The sequence below is a fragment of the Bacillus sp. SIMBA_074 genome, assembly GCF_046534555.1.
Lineage (GTDB): Bacteria > Bacillota > Bacilli > Bacillales > Bacillaceae_G > Bacillus_A > Bacillus_A mycoides.
The window spans coordinates 139719-164809 of record NZ_JAWRYM010000010.1; the positions used below are offsets into that span (position 1 = coordinate 139719).

At 36.7% G+C, this 25091-nt stretch carries 22 protein-coding genes and 6 pseudogenes; 9 read left to right on the top strand and 19 right to left on the bottom strand.

Annotation, left to right across the window (positions count from 1 at the left end; all coding sequences use genetic code 11):
- Positions 1 to 70 precede the first annotated feature (70 nt).
- A pseudogene (locus tag SB773_RS13780) lies at positions 71 to 1258 on the bottom strand (NADPH--cytochrome reductase); the annotation flags it as partial.
- 80 nt (positions 1259 to 1338) lie between these two features.
- A pseudogene (locus SB773_RS13785) lies at positions 1339 to 3271 on the bottom strand (cytochrome P450); the annotation flags it as partial.
- A gap of 200 nt (positions 3272 to 3471) precedes the next feature.
- Between SB773_RS13785 and SB773_RS13790 the strand changes: the two are divergent.
- Positions 3472 to 4086 carry a TetR/AcrR family transcriptional regulator gene (locus tag SB773_RS13790; protein WP_410590392.1) on the top strand — a complete coding sequence of 205 codons (615 nt, stop codon included), beginning with the start codon at positions 3472 to 3474 and terminating at the stop codon, positions 4084 to 4086.
- Positions 4087 to 4504: 418 nt separating this feature from the next.
- Here the strand turns inward: SB773_RS13790 and SB773_RS13795 are convergent, their stop codons facing one another.
- From SB773_RS13795 to SB773_RS13805, 3 genes are all read right to left on the bottom strand, one after another.
- Positions 4505 to 4792, bottom strand: coding sequence for a hypothetical protein (locus SB773_RS13795; protein ID WP_410590394.1), 288 nt, complete (start codon positions 4790 to 4792; stop codon positions 4505 to 4507).
- Positions 4793 to 4937: 145 nt separating this feature from the next.
- Positions 4938 to 5627: a response regulator transcription factor gene (locus tag SB773_RS13800; RefSeq protein WP_113734094.1), complete on the bottom strand. Its 690-nt coding sequence runs from the start codon at positions 5625 to 5627 to the stop codon at positions 4938 to 4940.
- A 1-nt stretch (position 5628) separates the two neighbouring features.
- A complete protein-coding gene (locus SB773_RS13805; RefSeq protein WP_410590396.1) occupies positions 5629 to 7083 on the bottom strand; it encodes a sensor histidine kinase in 1455 nt (484 codons plus the stop codon).
- Between the two features lie 295 nt (positions 7084 to 7378).
- Here SB773_RS13805 and SB773_RS13810 point away from each other — a divergent pair, with 295 nt between their 5' ends.
- From SB773_RS13810 to mscL, 3 genes are all read left to right on the top strand, one after another.
- Positions 7379 to 8059 (top strand): ankyrin repeat domain-containing protein, encoded by a 681-nt coding sequence (locus SB773_RS13810; protein ID WP_410590398.1) that lies wholly within the window; start codon positions 7379 to 7381, stop codon positions 8057 to 8059.
- 79 nt (positions 8060 to 8138) lie between these two features.
- Positions 8139 to 9065, top strand: a complete 927-nt coding sequence (locus tag SB773_RS13815; protein WP_044442124.1) for a Gfo/Idh/MocA family protein — start codon at positions 8139 to 8141, stop codon at positions 9063 to 9065.
- Positions 9066 to 9193: 128 nt separating this feature from the next.
- Positions 9194 to 9595 (top strand): large-conductance mechanosensitive channel protein MscL, encoded by a 402-nt coding sequence (gene mscL / locus SB773_RS13820; RefSeq protein ID WP_002015591.1) that lies wholly within the window; start codon positions 9194 to 9196, stop codon positions 9593 to 9595.
- A 49-nt stretch (positions 9596 to 9644) separates the two neighbouring features.
- Here mscL and SB773_RS13825 read toward each other — a convergent pair whose 3' ends face one another.
- Positions 9645 to 9917 (bottom strand): DUF3917 domain-containing protein, encoded by a 273-nt coding sequence (locus tag SB773_RS13825; protein ID WP_000636592.1) that lies wholly within the window; start codon positions 9915 to 9917, stop codon positions 9645 to 9647.
- Between the two features lie 111 nt (positions 9918 to 10028).
- On the opposite strand from SB773_RS13825, the pseudogene SB773_RS13830 reads away from it, so the two are divergent.
- A pseudogene (locus SB773_RS13830) lies at positions 10029 to 10136 on the top strand (DUF3949 domain-containing protein); the annotation flags it as partial.
- 15 nt (positions 10137 to 10151) lie between these two features.
- Positions 10152 to 10514: pseudogene (locus SB773_RS13835) on the top strand (DUF4288 domain-containing protein).
- A gap of 34 nt (positions 10515 to 10548) precedes the next feature.
- Here SB773_RS13835 and ccpA read toward each other — a convergent pair.
- The 5 genes and pseudogenes from ccpA to SB773_RS13860 all read right to left on the bottom strand — a co-directional run bounded on the left by ccpA (position 10549) and on the right by SB773_RS13860 (position 14443).
- Positions 10549 to 11547 (bottom strand): catabolite control protein A, encoded by a 999-nt coding sequence (gene ccpA, locus SB773_RS13840; protein ID WP_410590401.1) that lies wholly within the window; start codon positions 11545 to 11547, stop codon positions 10549 to 10551.
- 275 nt (positions 11548 to 11822) lie between these two features.
- A pseudogene (locus SB773_RS13845) lies at positions 11823 to 12335 on the bottom strand (bifunctional 3-deoxy-7-phosphoheptulonate synthase/chorismate mutase); the annotation flags it as partial.
- A gap of 139 nt (positions 12336 to 12474) precedes the next feature.
- The gene (locus tag SB773_RS13850; protein ID WP_282915051.1) at positions 12475 to 13491 is read right to left on the bottom strand and encodes a CamS family sex pheromone protein; all 1017 of its coding nucleotides are present in this window, start codon (positions 13489 to 13491) and stop codon (positions 12475 to 12477) included.
- Positions 13492 to 13604: 113 nt separating this feature from the next.
- Positions 13605 to 13931 carry a bacillithiol system redox-active protein YtxJ gene (ytxJ, locus tag SB773_RS13855; protein WP_002145356.1) on the bottom strand — a complete coding sequence of 109 codons (327 nt, stop codon included), beginning with the start codon at positions 13929 to 13931 and terminating at the stop codon, positions 13605 to 13607.
- Between the two features lie 2 nt (positions 13932 to 13933).
- Positions 13934 to 14443, bottom strand: a complete 510-nt coding sequence (locus SB773_RS13860; RefSeq protein ID WP_088032316.1) for a DUF948 domain-containing protein — start codon at positions 14441 to 14443, stop codon at positions 13934 to 13936.
- A gap of 187 nt (positions 14444 to 14630) precedes the next feature.
- On the opposite strand from SB773_RS13860, the gene SB773_RS13865 reads away from it, so the two are divergent.
- Positions 14631 to 15746 carry an aminopeptidase gene (locus tag SB773_RS13865; protein WP_131248036.1) on the top strand — a complete coding sequence of 372 codons (1116 nt, stop codon included), beginning with the start codon at positions 14631 to 14633 and terminating at the stop codon, positions 15744 to 15746.
- 37 nt (positions 15747 to 15783) lie between these two features.
- Here SB773_RS13865 and SB773_RS13870 read toward each other — a convergent pair whose 3' ends face one another.
- The 5 genes and pseudogenes from SB773_RS13870 to SB773_RS13890 form a co-directional block, all read right to left on the bottom strand.
- Positions 15784 to 16218: a hypothetical protein gene (locus SB773_RS13870; protein WP_410590404.1), complete on the bottom strand. Its 435-nt coding sequence runs from the start codon at positions 16216 to 16218 to the stop codon at positions 15784 to 15786.
- A 192-nt stretch (positions 16219 to 16410) separates the two neighbouring features.
- A complete protein-coding gene (locus SB773_RS13875; protein WP_410590406.1) occupies positions 16411 to 16815 on the bottom strand; it encodes a PH domain-containing protein in 405 nt (134 codons plus the stop codon).
- Between the two features lie 77 nt (positions 16816 to 16892).
- A complete protein-coding gene (locus SB773_RS13880) occupies positions 16893 to 17384 on the bottom strand; it encodes a GNAT family N-acetyltransferase (RefSeq protein WP_410590408.1) in 492 nt (163 codons plus the stop codon).
- Positions 17381 to 17929: a GNAT family N-acetyltransferase gene (locus SB773_RS13885; protein ID WP_410590410.1), complete on the bottom strand. Its 549-nt coding sequence runs from the start codon at positions 17927 to 17929 to the stop codon at positions 17381 to 17383. Before SB773_RS13885 ends, SB773_RS13880 begins: the two co-directional genes overlap by 4 nt.
- Before the next feature lie 56 nt (positions 17930 to 17985).
- Positions 17986 to 18117: pseudogene (locus SB773_RS13890) on the bottom strand (EamA/RhaT family transporter); the annotation flags it as partial.
- Between the two features lie 52 nt (positions 18118 to 18169).
- Here SB773_RS13890 and SB773_RS13895 point away from each other — a divergent pair.
- Both SB773_RS13895 and SB773_RS13900 read left to right on the top strand, forming a co-directional pair.
- Positions 18170 to 18514, top strand: coding sequence for a PadR family transcriptional regulator (locus SB773_RS13895; protein ID WP_193662705.1), 345 nt, complete (start codon positions 18170 to 18172; stop codon positions 18512 to 18514).
- Entirely contained in the window at positions 18511 to 19173 is a 663-nt protein-coding gene (locus SB773_RS13900) for a hypothetical protein (protein ID WP_256485101.1), read from the top strand. The genes SB773_RS13895 and SB773_RS13900 overlap by 4 nt, the downstream gene beginning before the upstream one ends.
- Before the next feature lie 53 nt (positions 19174 to 19226).
- Here the strand turns inward: SB773_RS13900 and murC are convergent, their stop codons facing one another.
- From murC to SB773_RS13915, 3 genes are all read right to left on the bottom strand, one after another.
- The gene (murC, locus tag SB773_RS13905) at positions 19227 to 20537 is read right to left on the bottom strand and encodes a UDP-N-acetylmuramate--L-alanine ligase (RefSeq protein WP_002015598.1); all 1311 of its coding nucleotides are present in this window, start codon (positions 20535 to 20537) and stop codon (positions 19227 to 19229) included.
- 251 nt (positions 20538 to 20788) lie between these two features.
- Positions 20789 to 21907 (bottom strand): nicotinate phosphoribosyltransferase, encoded by a 1119-nt coding sequence (locus SB773_RS13910; protein WP_002015597.1) that lies wholly within the window; start codon positions 21905 to 21907, stop codon positions 20789 to 20791.
- 61 nt (positions 21908 to 21968) lie between these two features.
- Positions 21969 to 24962: a DNA translocase FtsK gene (locus SB773_RS13915; protein ID WP_410590417.1), complete on the bottom strand. Its 2994-nt coding sequence runs from the start codon at positions 24960 to 24962 to the stop codon at positions 21969 to 21971.
- Between the last annotated feature and the right edge of the window lie 129 nt (positions 24963 to 25091).

The following is a 25091-nucleotide window of genomic DNA, read 5'->3' on the forward strand; positions in this document are numbered from 1 at the left end:
AAAATAGTAAAATATTAATTAGGTGTTTTTGCCCACCCCTTTTTAATGGGGTGGGCAAAGTTACCCAAATTTAGATTCCAGCCCAAACATCTTTTCCGTATCGTCCTTCATGTTGTAACTGATTCAACCAATTTCTTGCTTCTTGTTCACTGACTTCATGAATTTCTTGATATGCATGACAAAGAGTATCTTCTACATCCGGAGCCATTCGGCTCCCATCACCACATATATAAAGGTGGGCACCGCTATCTAATAACGAAATTAAATTAGCTCCGTCTTGTTTCATTAAATGCTGTACATATGTTTTCGGATGTCCTTCCGAGCGAGAAAAAGCTGTGTGTAAAGATATTAAGCCATCTTTTTCATCATTTTCTAGTTCTGTACGATAGAGATAATCTTTTTCAGGATGACGACAACCGAAATACAGATGCGCTTCTCCTAAGTTAACCCCTTTTTGTTTTTGAACACGACGCGTTTGTAAGAATCCACGGAATGGTGCAACTCCAGTGCCTGGTCCAACCATGATAATTGGTGTTTCTGGGTCTTCAGGTAACTGAAAACGGGATTCTGGTGTTCTAATAAAACAAGTAATCTCATCTTCATTGTGACATTGGGCTAAATAATTAGAAGCGACACCTTTATATTCTCCTTGTCCACTCCATGCAGGTTCACTAACAACACCGACCGTAATGCTTAGACGATCTTGTGCAACAAGTGGAGAGCTTGAAATAGAATAGTAACGCGGTTTGAGCATAGGGAGAAGTTCTAAAAATCGCTCAAATGGGATTTCACACGCTTCATACTTTTCAAGAAGATCCAATATTGAAATGCGCTTCTTTAGTATTTGCTCCTTATAAACTCCGTCTTCCAATAATGCTTCCAACTCATATTTATGGGGAGGACAAATTGTACATGTTGCCAATTCCCGTATTTGTGCTCGAGTTGCTGCTTCTTGAATCTCAACGTTATAGCTAAGAAGATCAAATAAACTAACAGGACGGTCCACAGGAAGATGAGCTGAACTGCTTCCACTTGCATTCAGTATGACTTGATCCTTCCCGTTTAATTTAAAACGTTTTAAAATGCGCCTTACATTTTTTCGGCTATTACTTGGCAGTACTCCAAGGTGATCTCCTACTTGATAAGTAACTCCTTCCGGCAAGGCTATCTCAATATGCCGAGTGCTTCGCTCACTTTCAGGTAACTGAAGCTCCCGGTTAGCAATCACCGTTGCATAAACAGCTTCGTTATTTTGAGCAACCGGATTAGCGGGGGAGCCTGAAATCAATTGAACGGAAAGCGATGCTTGATGAGACAATGTTTCTGCTCCTTCTTTCATCTTTAGGCCAAATGCATTCGAGACATCCTTCCACATGTTCTTTTGCCATTGAGCAAAATCATTCTCGAAATCTCCTCCAGCGTCAGCTTCTCCTCTTGCGGTATACCTTATAGCACCTTTCTGTTCAAGCTCTTTGTCAATGAATTTCGGAACACTCTGGTAAGTATTCGCCCAATTTCGATCTCCACAACCAAAAACTGCATACTTGACTCCGGTGCATTCCTCTGCACTTTTTTGTTCCAGCCATTTTACAAACTGAGCGGCATTTTCAGGGGGTTGACCATTATATGAAGAAGTTACAATGAGTACCGCACCTTCTTTAGGTAACTTTCCGATATAATCATTCAATGTTCCCACATCGCTCTGGAAGCCTAGTAACCTTGCATGGTCTGCGAGCTTCCTAGCAAACTCTTCCGCTCTTCCTAGATTTGAACCATATAATACAAGTAGAGGTACGTTTTCAGCACCTTCAAGCGCTTCTTGTTTTGAATATTGGGAAATCTCTTTCTCCGTTTCATCATCCAACGGAAGATTCAGTAAAGATGCGACTGCCTTTCCTTCTCTTAATTTAACTCTAATTCTGAAATTTTCTGGTTTTATGGTCAATGATTGTTTAATCTTCAACTGATAGTTTTCAGAATCAATTAATTCAAACTTTTGAAGAATCATTCCAAGCACCAGCGTAGCTTCATAAAGTGCGAACTGCATACCAATACAAGCACGCTGACCATTCCCAAATGGTTTATATGCATGATTTGGTACTTTGGAAGGATCTGCGAAACGTTCTGGACGGAATTCTTCTGCATCCTCTCCCCAAACTGCTTTATCCCGATGAAGTGCGGGAAGAAGCACGGTCAAACCTTCACCTTTTTTCACATGATACTGTCCGCCGATTATAGTATCCTCCTTTGGATACACATCAAAAGATGGAGCGGTCGGCCATAACCGTATGGCTTCGTTTAGAATCATGCGAATGTATTTGAGGTTTAGCACTTGTTTATAAGATGGAGTGGAATCACCGAGAACTTGATCCACTTCTTCGTGTGCTTTCTTCAGAACTTCCGGATGTTTCAGTAAAAAATAAGTCGTAAAGGATAATAAACCACTTGTTGTTTCATGCCCAGCAATTAAGAAGGTAATAATTTGGTATCGGATATTCTCATCATCCAACACTTCCCCGGTCTCAGGGTCTTTACTGTTTAACATGCGGGCTAGCAGATCTATCTCTCCATTATTTCCATTAGCCTTCCGCTCTTTAATAATTTTATCTACTAACGAAAACATGCTTTGTATATCATCTTGGAATTGTCTGTTTTTTCTAACCATCAGAGTATCCATGCCCCTCGAGCGGGCAACTTTATGCATAGCTTCGTCAAGTGCACGTACCATGCTGTCGATAAATGGATCATGTTTTTCTTTATAAAAACTATTAAATCGGTAGTTAAAGCCACAAAGACCAATCGTATCCAAAGTAAGGCGAGTCATGTCTCCCGGTACATCGATATGATCACTATCGTGATTCAACCGAGCCCATTTCTGAATCAGCTGTGAAGCGATGTCTAACATCATAGTATGATAGCCCTTCATGGCTTGTTGGCTGAATGTTGGCAGCAATATATTATGGGCTTTTCGCCAGTTTGGCTCCGATGTTTTACTTGTAAACAGACCGTCTCCTGTAAATTCACGTACATGCACCATATCATTTGCGACATGTTTATCAAAACGATTGATATCACAGACTTCCGTTACAAGTTTGTGGTCAGAGATACATATTGTTTTAAAACCTGGAGCGGTCAACCGAAATATTGGTCCATATTCTTTCGCCATCTCACAAAAAGAAATAGTAGGTTGACTCATGTCGAATAGGGGGTAGTTGCCCAGTGGTCCATATGTTTTGGGTTGTGGAATAATGCTTGTTTGTTCTTCTCTCATGTTCATCCTCCTAGTATTCGTTCAACAAAAAGATAGATAACGAACAAAGTGTAGTTTATAATAAATACATGTTGTCTATAGTGTAATTATATCGTTTTTACTAAACAATTCAATTTACATTTAAGGCATGAATGTACGATAAAAAACAAAAGAATGAAATCTGTTGTTTATAATGACAATAACGAACAGGGAGGTATAAGGTGTTGAAAAAAGCGGATCTGCGGATTATTCGGACAAAGAAATTTATATATGATGCTTTTATTAAACTGGTAGCGGAAAAGGGATACGATGCTATTACCATTCAAGACATCACAGATGAGGCACTCATTAATCGGGCGACATTTTACTCACATTACAGGGATAAACAAGATTTGTTAACAAAGCTTAGTGAAAATGTACTAGGAGAATTGACAAGTAAGATGGTCCTATATACTCATGTGCAGGGACAGCAAATAGATTTTTCGGAATTCGAGGGAATTTTACAATCCATATTTGAGTGTATATTAAAACATGCAGACTTTTATAAAAGCATGCTTGGACCTCATGGCATTCATGATTTTAACCTGAAAATGCAGCAGACTATTATGGATAATCTTGAACAAAATTTCATTGAGCTTAAAATTGAAGACCATGACTTAGATATTCCAAAGGATATGGTATTCCATTTCATCACTTCCTGTGTTGTTGGGATGGCAATTTGGTGGCTTCAAAATGACATGAAATATTCACCGAAATATACTGCAAAACAATTAGTGAAGCTTATGACGAAAGGCCCCTTGTATGCAGTTGGTGTTACTTTGTTTAATGAGGGCTAGAAGGAGCAACTGTGACGGGAAGTGCAAAGCGGTTTCTAATAAATATATTAAAGAAGAAACACGAAGTTTTTTACTTCTGCGTTTCTTCAAATTTTCGCCAATGGATCGCTCGATAAAGAGCACCTTACAAAGAAATAAAATATTCTACTCGTAGTAAACAACTCAGTGATATCAATGTATATATGGTGCCCTCTACTACCATAAGGAAGTTTCTTTTTTGAAAAATCTTAAGAAGATTTTAGCATGTAAAAAGAGTTCTGAAAGCCAGAACTCTACTGTTTAAAATATTTACTTTGCCCCTGGTTACAGCAACGCTGGTACTGGGCCTATTATTGTAAAAATCTAAAATAACATATTAATTCACAAGCAAATTTACTGACAAAAAGCTCAAAGTCTCTATAAGACTATGAGCTTTTTGTCAGTAGAAATATTTCGTACTATATACAAATATAAGGTAAAAGGAAAAAAGCACTAAACCTAAATCCAGTAATACTGACTTTTTATCTCCTTCTTTTAAACTTATCGTAATATTAAAAACACTTCTAACTATCCAACACACTATCAAAAATAACCAACCATAATGATCATTTTTATAATCTTCATCATAAAACATTTGTATTGCACCAATAATTAATAAAATAATTACGATATTAGTTCCAATCCTTAAAGCCTTGTTTGATTTATTATTTTGCAATTTCTCCCCCAAAATCTAGCACGCCCTCTCAAACTATCCTACGTTTTATTTCTCCTTATATCCTAACACGAATTACCTATTTTTACCTTTTTATTCAAATAACAAGTGAACTACACCATTACGCATAAAAAAACCTGTCAATCACTCGACAGGTTCACTACACATTAAAGCGATAACCAGCTCCCCACACTGTTTCAATATATTGCGGGTGGGCAGGGTCTCTTTCAACTTTTTCACGTAACTTTCTAATATGAACAACAACCGTTGCTAAATCGCCAGCTGAGTCTAATCCCCAAATGCGTTCAAATAACTGTTCTTTATTTAACACTTGGTTTGGATGCATCACAAAAAATGTTAATAAATCAAATTCCTTCGTTGTAAACGAAACTTCTTCATTATTGATAAAAACTTTCCTCGCTCGCTGATCGATAGAAATCCCGTGAATGTATAATGTATCACGCTTCTTAACCATATTTCCTGATAATCTTTCATAACGAGAAATATGTGCTTTTACTCTTGCGACTAATTCACTTGGACTAAACGGCTTCGTTATATAATCATCTGCACCTAATCCGAGTCCGCGAATTTTATCTATATCTTCTTTTTTTGCTGAAACAAGTAAAATCGGAATATCTTTTATAGCACGTATTTGTTTACAAATTTCAAATCCGTTCATCTTCGGAAGCATAATATCTAAAATAATTAAGTCATAATCTTCGTGCAGGGCCATTTGTAAACCTACTTCTCCTGAATGCTCTACATCAACTTGAAAATCACTAATTTCTAAATAATCTCGCTGTAATTCTGCAATACTTATTTCATCTTCTATTAGTAAGATTCTTTTCAATTTACTCACCACATTCCTGTACTTTTTCCAATGAGAAGAAAATGCTTGTGCCTTCCCCAAGCTCGCTTTCCGCCCAAATGTCCCCGCCATGTTCTTCAACAATTTGTTTCGCTATCGCTAAACCAAGTCCACTTCCACCTGTACTAGAGTTTCGTGATTGTTCCGCACGATAAAAACGCTCAAATATATACGGTAGCGTATCAGATTCTATACCTGATCCATTGTCCATCACTTTCACAATAACTTTATCGTTATCACTCGATACTGTTACAGTAATTTTCTTTTCTTCTTTATCCATGTATTTCACACTATTATGAATTAAATTTGATATCACTCTATTTATCTTTTCGCAATCAGCCGTTACATATAGTGGTGATGCATGTAATTGTAAGTTAATTTCTATACCTTCTTTACTTAAATCCATCTGCATCTCTTCTATTAATTCTTGCATAAACATATTTAATTCAACCGTTTCAAACTGGAATGGAACTCGATTTAAATCGAGCTTCGAAAATAAAAATAGTTCATCAATGAGTGTATCCATATGTTTTGCTTTCGTATGAATCGTTGTTAAATACTTATCCATTTTTTCTGGGGTATTTGCTACCCCATCTTTTATTCCTTCCACATATCCGATAATAGATGTAATCGGTGTTTTCAAATCATGGGAGATGTTTGAAATGAGCTCTTTTCGATTTTCTTCATACTGCGTTTGTACTTCAATCGACTCTTTTAACTTCTTCCTCATTTCCTCAAACCCTTGATTTAATTGCCCTACCTCATCGTGCGATGTAACTGGAATTTGAAAATCTAAATTTCCTTCTTTAATTCTCTCAGTTGCATCTTTCAATACAAAAATTGGTTTTATCACACTTCTTGAGACGAAATAACTTAATAACCCTATGAGTAAAATGGCTAACAGTAAAAGCGCTCCGAACAAAATTGGAAATAATTTTTGTGTAAGATCGACAAATGAACTCTGCCTTTTTAGTACAAATATACTCCCTTCTTCATCTCCGGGAAAATAAAAATCAAATTTTACATATCGATAAAATGTATCGCCTAGTTCCGTTGTACCACGACTATTAATATTTGCTGATTCAAATTTCGGAATGGCTTCTTTTAAAGATACACCTTCAAATATTTTTGTAGCATAAGAAATGGTTTCTCCCTTTCTTACAACTATTTTCACACCTTCTTTTTCAAGTGATGAAACGAACGATTCATCTAATAGTTGTGATTGATTTTTCTTTGCCGCTAATTTCAATTCAATATACGTATTCTCTTCTTCTGGCGTAAGCGGCTTTTGAATATAAGAACTTTTGTAGAAATTTTTCACTGATTCTAAATCACCAGTTATCGAAAAAACAATTAAAAATCCCGTAACTAATATAAGCGTAATGGAAACGAGAATAACAGCGATATAAGAAAATAAAAATCTTGTTTTAATAGACATAATTAAAATCCTCACTTTACCCCGCATTAACGGGCAGTAAGACTCCCACCTCAAAATTCGCCTGGAGCAAAGAAGTTAGGTGGAAGATCAACTGCCCGTAAACGCCCGATTGGTTCAACTAATAATCAGTGGGGATGCCCCCCCATTGATTAAAGTTTCACTTTATCTATCCTTATTACTCATAAGCATAAAAATATATGTTCAAATACTCAAGCGATTTTATAGTAATTTTAGCACCAGTTTATAAAAATTTAATGTTCTTATTTTACAGTTGAAATGAGGAGGTTGAAATTCCATGTTCAAAAAAACATTAAGCATGATCTGTTGCGTAATTTTTTTGCAAGGATGCTCGCAAGAACAAGAAGTAAAAAAGGAGATGACAAACATGGAGACAGCGCTACTAGCAGCTACTGAGAAACAAGAAACGAATACTGTTATATCGTTACTCAAAAAAGGGGCTGACATAAATATAACGGACAGTAAAGGACGTACCCCTCTTATGATTTCTACATACAAAAATGATGTAAAAACTGCAAAAGCGCTTATTGAAGCAGGGGCTGACGTAAATATCCAAGACGATATGAAAAACAATCCCTTTCTATACGCCGGTGCAGAAGGTTACTTTGATATTTTAAAACTAACGATTGATGCCGGTGCAGATCCATCGCTTACAAATCGTTACGGCGGAACAGCTCTTATCCCCGCCTCAGAACATGGCTATATTGATGTTATTAAAGAACTCCTTACGCGAACAACTATTGATGTTAACCATGTAAATAATCTCGGGTGGACCGCTTTAATGGAAGCCATCGTACTAAGTAATGGAAACGAAACACAGCAACAAGTCATTCAGCTTCTTATTGAGCACCGTGCAGATGTAAATATTCCAGACAACGATGGTGTTACCCCGTTAGAGCATGCTCGCGCTCATAACTTTGAAGAGATAGAGAAGATTTTGTTAGAAGGGCGTAAGTAAAAAGCTAATTTTTGCCTTCCTCCCCCACCCTATGCTACATTTAACCCGTTACATTAATATTAATAGGGTGGGAATAAACATGAACAAACCTAAAATTGGGATGATTGGACTTGGAAGTATTGCGCAAAAGGCCTATCTTCCAACACTTACAAAAGAAACAGATTGGAATTTTGTAGGGGCGTTTACACCTAACGCAGAGAAAAGGAAACAAGTTTGCCAACAATACCGCATTCAAGACTTCCATTCTATTGAAACGTTAGCTTCGGAATGTGATGCAATCTTCGTTCACAGTTCAACTGCTACACATTATGAAATCGTTTCTGAACTTCTGAAAAAAGGAATCGACGTTTATGTTGATAAACCGCTAGCAGCTACAGTGGAACAAGCTGAGCAACTAGTCGAGTTGAGCGAAAAGCATAACCGAAAGTTAATGGTCGGATTTAATCGCCGATTCGTTCCTATGTATGTTGCTGCAAAAGAGCAAGCTCATGATATTTCATGGGTTCGAATTGAAAAACACCGCACAAATAAAGTCGGGCCATATACGTACGACTTTACTATGTTAGATGATTACTTACATATTGTAGATACTGCTCGCTGGTTAGCTAATGATGATCTTAACGTCGTTCATAATATGATGCAAATTAATGAAAAGAATGAACTTCTTTACGGACATCATACATATACAACTGCAAATGGACTGTTACTTTCAACAGCGATGCATCGCCATGCCGGTACAAACTTAGAACAAATTGAACTTGTAACGACAGGGAAAATCATTCGCGTAAAAAATATGAACACATTTGAAGTTGAGCAGGAAAATTCAGTTTCTCAGATTGGTTCACCATCATGGGATACGACGTTAAAACAGCGCGGTTTTGAAGATGCTGTTCATCATTTTATTGAATGTGTACACGGCGATACAAAGCCTGTTGTAGATGGATTAGAAGGATTAAAAACGCAGCAACTGTTACAATCTCTACTGGAGAATGTAAACAAAAATTAAAACGGATACATTTTTCAGAATTTACTTTCATTCCCATTTCCCCTTTATTTCTCTCACAAATTTCTATAGAATATGTTGATAGGAATTATAAATTTCATAATGAATCGTGGAAAGGGTGGGATTAACACATGTGGAACGAGTTTAAAAAATTCGCATTCAAAGGGAATGTAATCGATTTAGCTGTCGGGGTTGTAATCGGTGCTGCATTCGGTAAAATCGTTAGTTCTTTAGTAAAAGATATCATCACACCATTACTTGGTATGGTACTGGGCGGCGTTAACTTTACAGATTTAAAACTTACATTCGGTAAATCATCTATTATGTATGGTAACTTCATCCAAACTATTTTTGATTTCTTAATTATTGCAGCTGCTATCTTTATGTTTGTTAAAGTTTTCAACAAACTAACATCTAAAAGAGAAGAAGAAGAAAAGAAAGAAGAACTTCCAGAACCAACAAAAGAAGAAGAAATTCTTGGCGAAATTCGCGACTTACTAAAACAACAAAACTCTTCTAAAGATAGAGCATAATTGAACGGATAAAAAGGCATGCCCCCTCGGGACATGCCTTTTCTATATGCTATAACGTTTCTGAATTCATATGAATAAATAAAATAATACCAGCAACCATAAGTACCATAATACTACCTGCAAATAGTGTAATACCCATGAACATTAAACTTGTGCTCATGTCCACTGATACACTTTCAATAAAAATAGAAATTACATACGTGATAAGGGCGATTCCTGCAAGAATACTTCCTGGAACAAATCGCTTTAAGCCATTTTGTTTTAACGTCATATATGCAAAAATAGCAGTCATGCAAAGCGTAATTATCCAAAGAACGATCATCTCTTCTCCCCCCTCACAAGCCTTTTCTTTCTATTATACATGACATTGCCCTATAATAGTTAAATTTGCACTTGTGTGACATATAACAAGGAATAACCCCAACTGTAGCGAATGTCTTATGAAGAATCCCAAATACATTATCATTATCAAAGTAACGTATTTACAATACCCGCTTCACTTATCGCGAGTATTGTTTATAAAGTAAAACATTCAGCATAAGGAGACTGATCTCATGTGTATGCTGTAAAATTATTATTTGAATCTGTCCATTCAGGTGAGCCTAATCCTAGTAAAATTGATGAACATTATGAAGAGAATCACGATACACTTTTTGAAGAAAGTATCATTCTCGTTAAGGCGAACAGTTTAGAGGAAGCTCGCAAGCTAGGTGAAAAGATAGCTCTACAGTCTGAAGATACGTACGATAATATGTACGGTGAGCAAGTAACATGGACGTTTAGAAAAGTGTTGCATGTTTTCGAATGAGATGACACACCATTTGAGACAGGAAAAGAATTATATGCACGCTTTTTACATGTTAAGAAAACTGAAATTGTAGATACAGTAGTTAAACACCATTATCCTGAATATGAATAAAAGCTCACAGCTATCGCTGTGAGCTCTCTTATTCTTACTTCGTTGAATCTCTAAATTGGATACGGTGAGGTAAAATAACTGAGTGATCTTCTACTTTTTCTTTGTTCATATATTTCGTTAGTAGACGCATTGCTACTGCACCGATATCATACATTGGTTGTACAACTGTCGAAAGTTGCGGACGAACCATTAATGCAAGACGTGTGTTGTCAAAACCAAGCACTTCGATATCAGTTGGTACGTTTAATCCCGCGTCTTGTGCTGCGTGGATTACACCTAGTGCCATTTCATCAGAAGATACGAAGATTGCTGTTGCTTTTTCATCCATGCCCCAAAGTCTTTCAAACGCTTCTATACCTGAATCATATGTGTAATCTCCATCAATTATAAGATTTTCATCATATGAAATACCTGCTTCTTCTAAAGCTTTTTTATAACCTTGTAACTTCTTCGCGCTTCCTGCTTTATTAATGAAAGGACCAGAGACGAAACCGATACGTTTATGTCCTTGCTCAATAAAATGCTTCATTGCATCGTAAGCTGCTTGTGTATAATCAATATTTACTGATGACGTTTCATTTTGTTCATCAAATGACGCTGCTAATACAATTGGTACTGGAGATTTTTTGAACTCTTCAACGTGAATATCTGTAATATCTTCACCCATGAAAACAATCCCGTCCACTTGTTTCCCAAGCATCGTATTTAATAAGTGGAACTCTTTCTCTTTGTTCTGGTCAGAGTTACTTAAAATGATGTTATATTTGTACATTGTTGCGATATCTTCAATTCCACGAGCAAGTTCTGCATAAAACGTATTTGAGATATCAGGAATAATAACACCCACTGTAGTTGTCTTCTTACTTGCTAGTCCACGTGCTACCGCATTTGGGCGGTATCCTAACTGATCAATTGCTTCTAATACTTTCTTTCTTGTTGTAGGCTTTACGTTTGGGTTACCGTTCACAACACGTGATACGGTAGCCATTGAAACATTTGCTTCACGCGCTACATCATAGATTGTTACGTTCATCTCTTCGCACACTCCTTCTATTTATGTTATCTATTTTTATGTATCGGTTCACTTGAATGAAAAAAAGACATCAACTCTATTTGCAGATGCCAACAATCGTCCCGAGTTCTTCCTTTTACTAATGATACGCTAAAAACACAGGGTCATACAATATTTTCCCGCAAAAGTTTCGAAAAAATTCGCTTCTTTTCTCGTATTTTCGTATTTTTTATGCAAAAAAGGTCAATTTTTGTAAAAAAGCTATGTAACAAGGCTACATAGACTAAGAAATCTTTTTATAATTTACTTCCGAATGCTTTTAATTCTTTCATAAACTCATTGAATTCTGGAATGTCCATTTGCTGCGCTGCATCTGATAATGCAACTGCTGGGTCTGGATGTACTTCAGCCATAATAGCAAAAGCACCAATTGCCATAGCCGCTTTTGCAAACGGTAATAGAAGGCCACGTCGCCCTGTAGAATGCGTTACATCGACAACAACAGGTAAATGTGTTTCTTTCTTTTAAATTGGCACAGCGGAAATATTAAGCGTATTACGCGTTGCTGTTTCATATGTGCGAATACCACACTCACATAAAATGATATTACCATTCCCCTCTGCCATACTATATTCTGCTGCATTAATAAATTCTTCAATTGTTGCTGATAAACCACGCTTTAATAATATTGGTTTATTTACAGCACCAGCTGCCTTTAACAGTTCAAAGTTTTGCATATTGCGAGCGCCAATTTGAATAACATCAACATAATCTGACACTTTAAAGAAGGCACTGAAAGAGGCTATTTCATAAGAAAAAAGAGGTCATTCCCTATTATGTACAGGTAATGACCTCCTTTCTTCTTTCAACATCTTTAGGAAATTCGAAATGTTTTTCTCGAAGTATTCACTTTTTCAGTAGCCTCAGCTTAAAAACTGTCTTTTTTTATTATAGGAAAGAAACAAACGGTTTATCGCTGTTCTTCTCTTTTATAATAACAGCCTCGATTTTATTCTCGGACTTTATTTGTAATTGAACTTTAGCATCTTTAGGAAATTGTTCTAACATACTTTGAGCAGCCGTTTGAGAGAGTGCCATTAATTCTGACTTACCGTTATATTTAACGACAATATCCATCTTTAATTTATCCATCTTATTTTGCTTATAAGAAACCTTAGCATTAACAGGGATATAATCTCCTGGAGAAAATGCCTTCATTGCTTTAGAAAAATCCTTTAGCTTATCATTATCTTCTCCATGTGCCCCCTCAAATTCTTGAGAAGGATACGAATACGACTTTTCATCAATAGTATCCCAATTTCCAAGATTAGTCTCGTTCTTTTGAACAGTAGCGCTTGAAATATAAGTACCATTCTTTAAAGAACTTGTACTTTCTTGCTTAAATATAGCAAACGTAATTGGAGATTTGTTATATTTATCATTTTTATTAATAGCTTCTATAAGCCCCTTAGCGACTTCAGTACCTTTAGAAATAGCTTCCTCATTAGATACACTTGAAGACATAGATAAACCAATAACAACACCAGATAAACTTAGTTCATTTGAATTCTGTTTGCCGAAGTAGTCCTGTTCTATAATATTAGTCAAAACTGGTACTTCTTGTTTCGTAACTAATTCATCAATTGTTTTCTCTGGAATATATTGATTTAATTGTAATACGTAATTTTCTGTATCGAATTGTTTTGAAGCAATATCCATTAAACCATTTTCATATTCTGCTAAATCTAGTTTAGAATTAGTTTTAACATTAACTGTATTAATTACCTTTTGTTCTTTTAAAGGAATAACAGTTCTATAGTAATCCTTAGAAACAGCAGTTCTTGGAATCATACTTTTTTCTTTCGTATCTTTCTGTACAACTTCATCTTTCTTCTCAATAGTATTATTGCTGCAAGCCCCCAGTAATAAACTTAAGCTTGCGATGCATAATGCCATTTTCTTCATTGCTTAAAACCCACTTTCAAAAGTCAATTTACTTAGTTTTAAAGTATCTCTAGTGTACCACTAAATATATTGCAACAAAATAAAAAAGAAGCAAGCCCTTCGCTTGCCTCTCCCTATTTTACATTCTCTTCTAAAGCTTCTTTTTTAATATTCCAGTGCGATGTATGCCATACTACCATTCCATCTTTTATGTATAACACTTGCGGAGATTCATGCTTAATGCTGTACTGCTCTGCAACATGGTTCGAAACATCTCTCGCATCTTGTACGTATAAGTAATATGCTGGCACTTCTCTTTCTTCACCGCAATACGCTTGAAACTCTGTATATGCACCGTGACTAATTGGGCATGTCGTACTATGTTTAAAAAGAACGTAAGGCTCGTTCTTTTCTACTAACGCTTCAAGTTCTTCAATTGTTTCAATCTTCATCATACTCATCATTACTCACCTCTCATGCGAAGTCTAGAGCGCTTCTCTCTCTTTTCAGCCTTCTGCTCAGCTCTCTCAAGTTTACGCTCTTCTTTTTCAATCTTTTTCTCTTGTCTCGTAGTACGGTAATGATTATATACTTCAATTGCTGCGCTGCTCCACTGTACAACTTGTGCTACTTTATCTGCATTATTTTCAATTTCGTCCGTAACAGACTCTGAAACGTTGCGAAGCTTCGTATTTAAAGAGTGAATCGTCGTTCCGATTCCATCCACACCTTCTACTACTTTATTTAGCGACTGTGACTTCTGTTGAATATCATCAGCTAACGCATTTGTCTTATGTAATAATTGCTCCGTCTCTACGCTTATTCCTTGCATTTGCTTTTCTAAACCTTCTAACGTGCTCGCAACGTTTTCTAACGTCTTCTGAACCGATAACAACGTTCTGCATACATACACTACTAATACTGCGAAAGCAACCGCGATAATAGCCGCACTTACATATAGAAGAACTTGCATTTCATCACTTCCTTTATCTTTTTCATACTTTCTCCCATTATACAATCATTTTCCGTTTCATTCTAATCCCTATCTTTTCATTAGAATTTTCATACTTATTCGTTAACTTTAACATAAATGATTCAACAAATTCCACTAAGTAGGTTACAATAGGAGAGGATACATAATTAGTAGGGAGGCTTTACATATGAAAGATCCACGCATTGAAAAGTTAGCATACAATTTAATTAACTACTCTATTCGTTTACAAAAAGGCGAAAAAGTATTAATTGAAAACTTTGGCTTACAAAAAGAACTTGTAACTGCACTTGTAAAAGAAGCATATGCAGCTGGTGGTTTCCCATTCGTTTCTTTAAAAGATCATCAAGTAGATCGCTCTTTATTAATGGGTGCTACTGAAGAACATTTCGAACAAATCGCTGCATATGAAGCTAGTGTAATGAAAGATATGGATGCTTACATTGGCCTTCGCTCTGGCGATAACATTAACGAACAAGCTGACGTTCCAAGTGAACGTATGAAAGTTCACGGCCAAACAATTGGCAAAAAAGTTCATAGAGACATCCGTGTTCCGAAAACACGCTGGGTTGTTCTTCGCTACCCAAATGCTTCTATGGCGCAGCTTGCTAAAATGAGCACAGAAGCTTTCGAAGACTTCTACTTCGAAGTTTGTAACTTAGACTACGGTAAAATGGATAAGGCGATGGATAGCCTTGTTACATTAATGAATAAAACAGATAAAATTCGCTTAACTGGTCCTGGAACTGACTTAACATTCTCTATTAAAGACATTCCAGCTATTAAATGCTCGGGTCATTTAAACATTCCAGATGGTGAAGTATACTCTGCACCAGTTCGCGATTCTGTTAACGGTACAGTTTCTTACAACACACCATCTCCTTACAACGGTTATACATTTGAAAATGTACAACTTAAATTTGAGAATGGCCAAATCGTTGACGCAACTGCAAACGATTCAGAGCGCATTAACAAAATCTTCGATACAGACGAAGGCGCACGCTACGTTGGTGAGTTCGCAATCGGCGTAAACCCATACATCTTACATCCAATGGGAGACATTCTATTCGATGAAAAAATCGATGGCAGCTTCCACTTCACACCTGGACAAGCTTATGATGATGCATGGAACGGCAACAACTCTAACATTCACTGGGATTTAGTATGCATTCAGCGCCCTGAATACGGCGGCGGTGAAATTTACTTCGACGACGTATTAATCCGTAAAGACGGACGCTTCGTTGTAACTGAACTAGAAGCTTTAAACCCAGAGAACTTAAAATAATGAAAGACGCTCGGAATTTTCTCCGAGCGTCTTTTTATTAATATTGTAATAAATCTTTCGCCACATCTTCTGGCACTTTAAAACTCATTTTCTTATTTTTCATTTCAACTTCGACATACGGAACATCTTTATATACTGTCATAGTACCAATTTCATATAATTCTTTTTTATCTTTACTCGACTCCGATAATTTTGTTGTATCCGCTTGGTACATTTTAAATGTTTTCCCTTGCGGAGTATCTATAGGAGCCGATTCCATTTCCCACTCATCCATTTTGATTGATTCAAACAACTTTGTGATTTCTTTCTTATCAGTAATTGTTTTTTTATCACTCAAATCAATAAGGGATTCAACTTCAATTTTTTGTGCCTTTTCTAAGCTAACATCAGACTTGTCTTTCTTCGCACTACATCCTATTAAAAGAATTGATGTCGTTAATAAAAATAAACAGAGCGCACATATTTTTTTCATTCCAAATCCCTCCCTACACTATATAGAACTACTTGCCTCGCTTTTTGTTTGCTGGAAATGAAAATAAAAGCGTCACTGCAATAGTACCTATTAATATTGGTACATATAAGGACAGATCCCATTTCATATATACTCTAGTGCAACCAACAAGCACAAACAAAATTTCTAAACAGAATAAAGGTTTTACATATTTCATTTCTTACCTACCATTTCTATTTTCACATTTGGGTTCTCTTTCTCGATAAGCGCCAAAAATTCATTCATATCTTGCGGCATCGCAACCATATGTACTTTGTATGCATTCGTCGTAATTTCAAGAGATTTTCCCACTTGACGAATGATTCTTATCTCTTTCAATACGATATCGTCATTTAAAATGCCGTACTTTAATACACCATTTTCTACTTTATGCTTTTTAATAAATACTTCCCAAACGAGTGGTACATTTACAAGGAAACATAAACCCATTCCAATTAACGCTGACATCCACTGCTCTTTATTTGTGAGAATCATGACAAGTGGATATACAAACATAAAAGCTAACGTGAGACAAACGAAAATTACTACCGATTTACTTCTTTGAATCGGAATGTTCATACACGCACCCCCTACCCTAAATTATACCACTTTTTCCATTTTAGTTCATAAAAAAAGGCCATTTCTACATGACCTTCTTAAACAATATATCTATAGAATTTCTTATCCACCTGTAACACTGGAAAACTTTTTGGCAACTCGTCTATACTCACACTTTGGAAATTATTCTTTTCATAAAAGCGATGCGCTGCTAAAAATTTCACTGTTGTTCCTAAATAAATGTCTTCCAAGTTCTGTTCCTTCGCCCAAGAGATTGCTGTTTGAAGTAGCATACTTGATGCACCCCATTCTTTTCCGCGGAACTCTTTCTTCACGAACATTTTTCTTAGCGCTACTTGATGCTTCCCAATATCTAATAAAGCTACCGTTCCAACTACTTTACCATCATAAGTTGCTACCCAAAAGTTTCCGTGATCCCTTTGATAGAACGTTTCTATTTCAAGTAAGTCAGGTTGCTCTTCTTTCGTAATTGGGACATTGTACTCTTTTTGCTGAATATGAACAATGAGATCTACTACTTCATCTTGAAATTTGCTTTCATACGGAGTGACACAAATCTTCTCATTCATCGAATTTCTTCCCATTCTGAAGCTAGTAAACTATAAACAGCAATATCCTGAAAATGGTCATACAACCATTCTTCATCTCTTAAAATTCCATCTAACTTAAAACCTAAACGTTCTGGGATTGCACGGCTTTTCGTATTTTCAACACCACACCGAATTTCTATTTTATTCAATTTTAAATTATCAAATGCATATTGAAGCACAGCCTTCACACTACGTGTCATAACACCTTTTCCACCAGCATCTTCTGCAAGATAATATCCAAGACTCGTCGCTTTTTTCCCCCAGCTCACCGGGTGAATGCCCACCATCCCAACGAGCTTTCCTTTATAACGTATACCACTTTCAAAACCGTCTCCCTCTGCAAATTTCTTTAACCACATCGGAAAAATATCATCATACGCATTAGCAGATTTCGTCCCATCTACCCACGGAAGCCATCTTCTTAAATGATTACGATTTTGATCTATTAATTCATATAGTCCCCCTTTATGATGTTTTTCTAATAGTTGTAATTCAATTTCATCATCTACTCGGAGTGTGAACATGTTTTTTAGCCCCTTTTTATTTTTCTTATTATTCTAACATTTTTAGATAGAAAATGTTAAATATTCACACTTTCTTTCGAACTTATCTTAATAAGGCCAGAAGAATATAGTACTCCCGTAATGCCTAATATCATTCCTACACATTGTGCGGGTGTTACATTTACTTCTTCTGTAAAAGAAATAAATATAACACCACTATATATGATTGATATCTAGATATGAATCATATATAGTTAAAGTATGGAAAAAAATGATAATTTTATAATTCAATTACGTAAAGGTGTTTTTGATCTGGCTATTTTGTCTTTAATAAGCAAACAACCTATGTATGGATATGAAATCACAAGTGCGCTACAAGAGATCCCTGTATTTCATATTCCAAATGGTTCGATTTATCCTATATTAAATCGAATTACAAAAAACAATTGGGCTGTTTCCTATTGGGAAGAGTCCGGTGATGGGCCAAAAAGAAAATACTATCGTATTACAGACGAAGGGAGAGAAATTTTAAATAGTCGCTTACATGATTATGATGCAGTATATCATGCTCTAATGTTACTAGCTAAAGGAGAGGATAAAAAATGAACAAGGAACAGTTCTTTTCAAATGAACTCATCGCTTCTTTCTTACAGGATCTTCACAATGGTTTAATGAACTCGCCTACATCAACAAGAGAACAACATGTGCTAGAAATCAAATCCGATTTATACGAAAATGCATTAAGTAAAGAAAGTGAAGGGATACCATCAGCAATGATCCCTCAACAAGTTATTGAAGAATTTCTGCCTCCAAAAGAATTAGCAAAGGAAATTGCAGCAGAATATACAGACGTTATTCAAGATGCACAGCAATCTACAAATACGTTTATTAAATATTATTCCGGTCTATCTATCGGTCCGCTTGGTGCTTTATCAGTGCCTATCGCACTTGGGTTTATAAATATTTCAGCTAATTTGCCATTCTTACTAGCCTTTATTGCAAGCAACATTTGGTTTATCTTTAGAGAAAATCATTGGAACACAGATCTATTAAAATACTTTAAAACAATGATTTTTGTTAGCTCAAGGTTGTTAATCGCTCTTCCATTTACTTTTTTCGCCATTCGAATTATGATAACAAAACAGTTCGATATGTTTTCATTCTATTATTTAATCGGATATGTATTTTTTAGTTCACTGTATATCGTTTTATTAAAACGACAATACAAAAAGAATAAGCAATATCAACATATCAACGCTTTTTAAAATATATCGAACACAACAAAAAGACGCACAGCCATAGCTGTGCGTCTTTCTTCTTACTTCTCTGCAACTTGAACTTCTTTTACGTAAGCTGCTTCGAATTTTTGGATGTCACCTGCGCCCATGAAAATAAGAACGCCGTTTTTATGTTTCTTTAACACATCCGTTGTTGTATCTGTAATTAGTTCTGCGCCATCAATACGTTTTTGCAGATCTTCAATTGTTAATTCACCTTTGTTTTCACGTGCTGATCCGAAAATATCACATAAGTATACTTGGTCAGCTTTACTTAAGCTTTCCGCGAACTCATCTAAAAATTTCTCTGTACGTGAGAATGTATGTGGTTGGAATACAGCGACAACTTCACGCTCTGGATGTTTTTGACGTGCTGCTTCAATCGTTGCATTAATTTCTGTCGGATGGTGTGCATAGTCATCAATGATAACTTGTTCTCCCATTGGCTTTTCATTAAAGCGACGTTTTACGCCTTCAAAAGTTGTTAGCTGATGCTTAACTGCTTCTACATCAACGTTTTCATAATGGCAAAGCGCTATTACTGCTAATGCATTTAATACGCTGTGATCGCCGTATCCTGTAATTTTGAACGTGTCATAATACGTATTACGAACGAATACATCGAATATAGTACCATCAGTTCTCTTTTGAATGTTACGTGCTTGGAAATCATTATCTTCTCCAAATCCATAGAAAATAACAGGTACTTTCGCTTGAACTTTTTGAAGTTCTTCATCATCACCACATGCAATAATACCTTTTTTCACTTGCAATGCCATCTCTTGGAATGCATTAAATACATCATTGATGTCTGCAAAATAATCTGGGTGATCGAAATCGATATTTGTCATGATTGCATAGTCTGGATAGTAAGACAAGAAATGACGACGATACTCACAAGCTTCAAATACAAAATACTTACTATTTTCTACCCCATGCCCCGTTCCATCTCCAATAAGGTATGATGTTGGGTGTGCACCTTGCATTACATGGGCTAACAAACCAGTTGTTGATGTTTTTCCATGTGCACCAGTTACAGCAACACTTGTGTACTGATTCATAAGATCACCTAAGAAGTGATGGTAACGATGTACTGGGATATTTAATTCTTTTGCTGCTACGATTTCTTCATGCGTATCAGGAAATGCATTTCCTGCGATAATCACTTGTCCTTCTTTAATATTATTCTTATCAAAAGGAAGGATGGAAATACCACGCTTTTCCAATGCTGTTTGTGTAAAGAAACGCTTTTCATAATCAGACCCTTGAACAGTATGCTTCATGTCATGAAGAATTTGTGCTAATGAACTCATTCCTGTTCCTTTAATTCCTACAAAATGGTAAACTGTCATCTTAAAGAACCTCCAACATTTCGAACTAATACAACGGCCTATCTATAAGACAGTATATGAATCTTTTCTTATTTTGGTAATCATCATACATTACTGATGCAGTGAATTTCTTTTTATATTCACTTATCAGTGATAAACTCGTACGTACTTCTTTTATGTCCATAACACATTTATTATAGCAAAAAACAAGCCGCTATACTATGATAACAGAAAAACTGATAGGGTCAATCACCTATCAGTTTTTCTCGCTTTTACATATCTTCTTTTGTTTCTAATTGAACACGCTCTAGACGTGAATTTGGACGGTATTTACGACCAGCTTTTGCTTCTGGTTTTCCATTTAATTCTACGTTATCACCAGTAAAACCAATATTCATTTTTAATAAGCTACTTCCTACTCCGTATATATCGACAGGAACATTTTGAGCTTCAAATTCACGAATACGCTTCTCATCAAACCCACCAGTTACAACGATATCTACATGTTGGAACCCTTCCTCATCAAGAGCCTTACGAAGTGCAAATACAAGTGATGGATTTACACCACGTGGATCGAATGTTCCAAGTACTTCTGGGTGACGAATGAAGTATTGATCAATCATTGTGCGAGACGTATCGACACGTACACCTTTTAATGTTGATCCAAATTCACGCGCTACGCGAAGTGCATCTGTAATGACATCATTGTTATAATCAATTAGTACGACTAATTCATCTTCTGGGAATTTTTTATGATATGCCTTTGCAGCTTCAACAACATCACCATTAAACATTTGAATTAAAGCGTGAGGCATCGTCCCCATACCACTTCTGCCCCACCATTCATTCATTGCATGCGTCGCTTGCGCGCTCATACCTCCGATGTATGCCGCATAGCCGTCACCAGCTTGTTGCGTATAATGATCGTCACGATCTCCCATGAAAATAACCGGTTTTTCTTTATCTACACTACGTGCAGCTTGGACAACATTATATACGTTTGTCGCAACTGATGTACGACGAGCTAAAATCCCATCAATTACACCTTCTAAAAAGCCGAAGTATTCATAAGGACCATGAATTGTTAAAACTGTTTCAAACGGACTAATATTATCGCCGTCCTTTAAAGAATGAATTTCTAATTCCTCAGGATTTTTGGCAAATGTTTGTAGCAATGCGATTACCTCATCTGCTCCGCAAAGAACTGCATGTTCTTTTTGAAAAAACTGCATTGTTACAACACTTTTCGGGCGAAATTCTTCAATGATTTCTCTAGTTTTTAAAAAGTAAACGGCAGAGAACCAGCCTTCTCCAACACGTTCATCAAATTTAAATGTTTTATTTGTTAGTCGATTTATTTCACCTTTTAATTTTAATTCAATTTCTTTCATGTCGCTTTACTCCCTACTTTACTATCCAACATTTTCTATTAGTATACAGCAAAACCGTTTCCTATACATTTGTTTCCTGCATAGCAGCGAATTCATCCTCAGAAATAAGGACATCTCTCGGTTTCGTTCCTCTTCCTTCAGAAATAATCCCTTGCGACTCCATCTCTTCAATTAGACGTGCCGCGCGATTATAACCTATGCGGAATTTTCTCTGTACAGAAGATGTGGACGCTCCCCCTTGCTCTACAACAAATTGACATGCATCAAAAAATAGTTCATCTTCAGACTCACTCTGCTCTGATTTTGCTAATAAATCCTCTTGCTTAAATAAGTAGTTTGGCTTCATTTGCTTTTTCACATGATCAACTGTTCTTTCAATCTCATCATCTGATACGTATACACCTTGTACACGAACTGGTTTAGATGTGCCGTTTCCTAAAAATAGCATATCACCACGACCAAGTAACTTCTCCGCGCCCCCAATATCGATAATCGTACGCGAATCAACTTGAGATGATACTGTAAACGCAATACGCGTTGGAATGTTTGATTTAATTAAACCTGTAATAACGTCTACAGATGGACGCTGCGTCGCAACTAATAAGTGAATACCACAAGCACGCGCTTTTTGTGCAATACGACAAATCGCTTCCTCCACATCACCAGGAGCAACCATCATTAAGTCCGCTAACTCGTCAATGACAATTACAATATAAGGTAATGTCTCACCTGGGATTTCTCTACCACTTACAATCGTATTGTAACGAGTTAAATCACGAGCACCAGCATGAGCAAACAATTCATAACGTCGTTCCATCTCTTCAACCGCCCACTTTAACGCAGCTGTAGCTGCTTTTACGTCAGTAATAACAGGTGCTACAAGATGTGGAACAGAATTGTATGGTGCAAGCTCAACCATCTTCGGATCAATTAGTATCAACTTCACTTCATGCGGCTTCGCTTTATATAAAATGCTCGTTAAAATCGCGTTAATGCACACACTTTTCCCTGAACCAGTTGCACCCGCAATAAGTCCATGTGGCATTTTTCGAATATCCGTTACAATTGGATCACCTGAAATATCAAGCCCCAGCGCAACTGTAAGCGGTGATTCACTCTTTGTAAATACAGGACTTCTTAAAATTTCACGCAGGAATACTGGCTTACTTTCCTTGTTTGGAACTTCAATTCCAATTGCACTCTTCCCTGGAATTGGCGCTTCAATTCGAATATCTTTCGCAGCTAAACTTAACTTAATATCATCACTTAAATTTGTAATTTTATTTACTTTCACACCTGGGTCTGGTTGTACTTCAAAACGAGTTACCGCCGGCCCTTGTGACACATTAATAACATGTGCTCCAACATGGAAATTATTAAATGTCGTATTTAATAATTCTTCCTGTTCTTCTAGCCACTCCGTATTATCTAATGCTGCCTGCTGTGGAATTGACAACAACGTTAATGGCGGAAGTTCATACTTCGGTGGCGCTTGTAGTACGTTGCGCATATCATTCTCTTTTTGATTTACAACATATGCCTTCTCTTGTACTTCCGTACTTGAAATTGACTCTTGTACTTGTCCAGCCACCACTACTTGTTGCATCGGTTTTTCTTCCACTTGAGCTTCCACTACTACTTGCTGCATCGGTTTTTCTTCCACTTGAGCTTCCACTACCACTTGCTGCATCGGTTTTTCTTCCACTTGGGCTTCTACTACCACTTGCTGCATTGGTTTTTCTTCCACTTGGGCTTCTACTACCACTTGCTGCACTGGACTTTCTTCCACTTGCGGGTTTACTACCACTTGCTGCACTGGCTTTTCTTCCACTCGTTCACTGACAGTTGATTGCATTACGTTCGTTCTTGCCGCATGTCTTTCCATTAATTTCTTTCTATCCTGCTTTAACATGACAACATTAAATGGGACATGACGTTTTTTCTCACGTTTCGGTTCTTCTATTTGTAAAGCAGGCTGTTCTTCAGCAACTTGCTTCTTTTCTTCCGCTTCTTCAATTAAAACGTTCGCAAAGTTTTGAACATCTTTCTTTGTTTGCTCATCCGTTTCTGAAACTGGTACGAATACTTCACTTTCTTCCTTGAACGTAATTGTTTCTTGTTGAGAAATCACTGGTTGCTCTGCAACTGGTGTATTTTCCACTAAATCTGTATTCATCGTTTCTTCAATTACTGTTTCTTGAGAAATTGGTTCTTCTTCCTTAGTACCCTCTAACTCCGCAACTTCTTCTGTCGCTTCCTCAGGTTTCTCTAATTCCACAACTTCTTCTGCTTCCTTAGTTTCTTCTAATTCCACAACTTCCTCTGTCGCTTCCTTAGCTTCTTCTAATTCCACAACTTCTTCTGTCGCTTCCTCAGATTTCTCTAATTCTGCAACTTCTTCTGTCGCTTCCTTAGTTTCTTCTAATTCCACAACTTCTTCTGTCGCTTCCTCAGTTTCTTCTAATTCCACAACTTCTTCTGTCGCTTCCTCAGATTTCTCTAATTCCACAACTTCTTCTGTCGCTTCCTTAGCTTCTTCTAATTCTGCAACTTCTTCTGCTGCTTCCTCAGCTTCCTCTAATTCTGCAACTTCTTCTGCTGCTTCCTCAGCTTCCTCTAATTCTGCAACTTCTTCTGCTGCTTCCTCAGGTTTCTCTAATTCCACAACTTCTTCTGTCGCTTCCTTAGTTTCTTCTAATTCCACAACTTCTTCTGTCACTTCCTCAGATTTCTCTAATTCCATAACTTCTTCTGCCGCTTCCTTAGTTTCTTCTAATTCCACAACTTCTTCTGTCGCTTCCTCAGTTTCTTCTAATTCCACAACTTCTTCTGTCGCTTCCTCAGATTTCTCTAATTCTGCAACTTCTTCTGTCGCTTCCTTAGTTTCTTCTAATTCCACAACTTCTTCTGTCGCTTCCTCAGTTTCTTCTAATTCCACAACTTCTTCTTTCGCTTCCTCAGGTTTCTCTAATTCCACAACTTCTTCTGCTGCTTCCTCAGATTTCTCTAATTCCACAACTTCTTCTGTCGCTTCCTCAGATTTCTCTAATTCCACAACTTCTTCTGCTGCTTCCTCAGGTTTCTCTAATTCCACAACTTCTTCTGTCGCTTCCTCAGATTTCTCTAATTCCACAACTTCTTCTGTCGCTTCCTCAGATTTCTCTAATTCCACAACTTCTTCTGC